Raw genomic sequence first — 1,549 nt, forward strand, 5'->3', positions numbered from 1 at the left:
CATAGATATACCTCTTTCTTAACTATGCTTATTCTACCTCATATTTTCGAGATCCTTAACAGGTTCTTAGCCACTAACACGTAGCGGGATGACGATTGTCGATAAATCTAAGTTACTTTAGCAACAGTTATTCTCCACTAAATTACTCTGAATTTTGGTTATATTATTTGCGGATTTCACTGCTGAAATCTCAAATTTTGAGCTTGTGTTCAAAAATGATTCAACTGACCTGCCAAAAAAATCATATCTCCATCCCTTGAATAATTTATCTGTCTGTCTAGATATTGACCCGGTTAACTCATCTTTTGAAGAAACTAATTTCCTTGATATGTTACTTTCTTTACATTTACTATCTAAAATAATTGAGAGTATATCAAGTACAGATTTGTCATAATTACTCGATAAGGTGTTGTTTTGCTGCATCCAATTTCTCTCATTTTCATTAAAAATATTCACAAACTCTAGTAAATCCGCATCTTTTATATTTTTTGTATTCCTCTTGAGATCATCTAAAATCTCATCAACATGCTCTACATTTTTTTCAATAAAATCAGCTATTACAGCATTATTGATTATTTTATTACGGTTCATATTATAGCGCTGTGCTAAGGTTTCTTGCCACTCACTAACTGCTTTAACAGTTAGTATCAATCTTGGATTTACTTCATAATTAAATTTAATCCTCTTCTTCCATGCATCTTTTGGGCTATGTAAATACTTATTTATATCAACTATTGATTCCATCTCTTCTTGAAACCAACCCATCCTATTATTTTCTTCAAGTTTATTGCACAATATTTGGTATAGGTCATATAGGTGTACCACGTCGTTTACTGCATAATCTAACTGATCTTCGGACAACGGACGCCTTAACCAGTCTGAATTTTTAGCTTTAATTTTATCCAGTGCTATTCCTTGATATTGCTCCACTACTTTTGAGTAACCAATAAAGTCATGATAATAATGACAAAACATAGCAGCAACTTGGGTATCAAAAATGGGAGTAGGAATACATTTAAACACAGTGAGTAAGGATTCTATATCCTGCCGGCAGCTATGAAACACTTTGGTTATCCCCTGATTTAGCATTATTTTCTTAATGAATGATAAATCAATTTCTGGCACTAATGCGTCTACAATAAAACTCTTCTCTCCGTAAGAAATTTGAATTAACGATAATTTTGGGTAGTAGATTAAATTATTTCTAATGAACTCCGTGTCAACTGCTATAAATTTCGGCTTTTTTGCTATCAACCCCTCACATATGTCCTCCAGCTCCGACGTTGTATTAATTAACATATGTTTTTTATTCAGTGGTTCTACTTTACCACTTATATTAAATTTTTGCAATTAATGACTTCTTGCAGAACTTTCTATCACTCATTGGCATAACACAAATAGCCTTTTCCATCCCAATTCCAGTGCTTCCTTCTCCTGTCATCCAAGTAGCTGACACTGGGATCTAGAAGACTTAATTTCAACCAAGTGGCTGCATAATAAAGGCTGGATTCCAGTGGGCTTTGTTGCATCGCTAGCTATGATGGATTAA

General features: G+C 33.4%; 1 protein-coding gene. It reads right to left on the minus strand.

Annotated elements, in window-relative coordinates:
- Positions 1-117: 117 nt before the first annotated feature.
- Positions 118-1,299 carry a ribonuclease D gene (locus OZD63_RS05745; protein ID WP_275008353.1) on the minus strand — a complete coding sequence of 394 codons (1,182 nt, stop codon included), beginning with the start codon at positions 1,297-1,299 and terminating at the stop codon, positions 118-120.
- Positions 1,300-1,549: the final 250 nt, after the last annotated feature.

The organism is Wolbachia endosymbiont of Drosophila leontia (assembly GCF_028981785.1).
Lineage (GTDB): Bacteria > Pseudomonadota > Alphaproteobacteria > Rickettsiales > Anaplasmataceae > Wolbachia > Wolbachia pipientis.

Bases quoted from the DNA above. Each gene is read 5' to 3' on its own strand.
- OZD63_RS05745 (WP_275008353.1), bottom strand. From the start codon at position 1,299: ATGTTAATTAATACAACGTCGGAGCTGGAGGACATATGTGAGGGGTTG.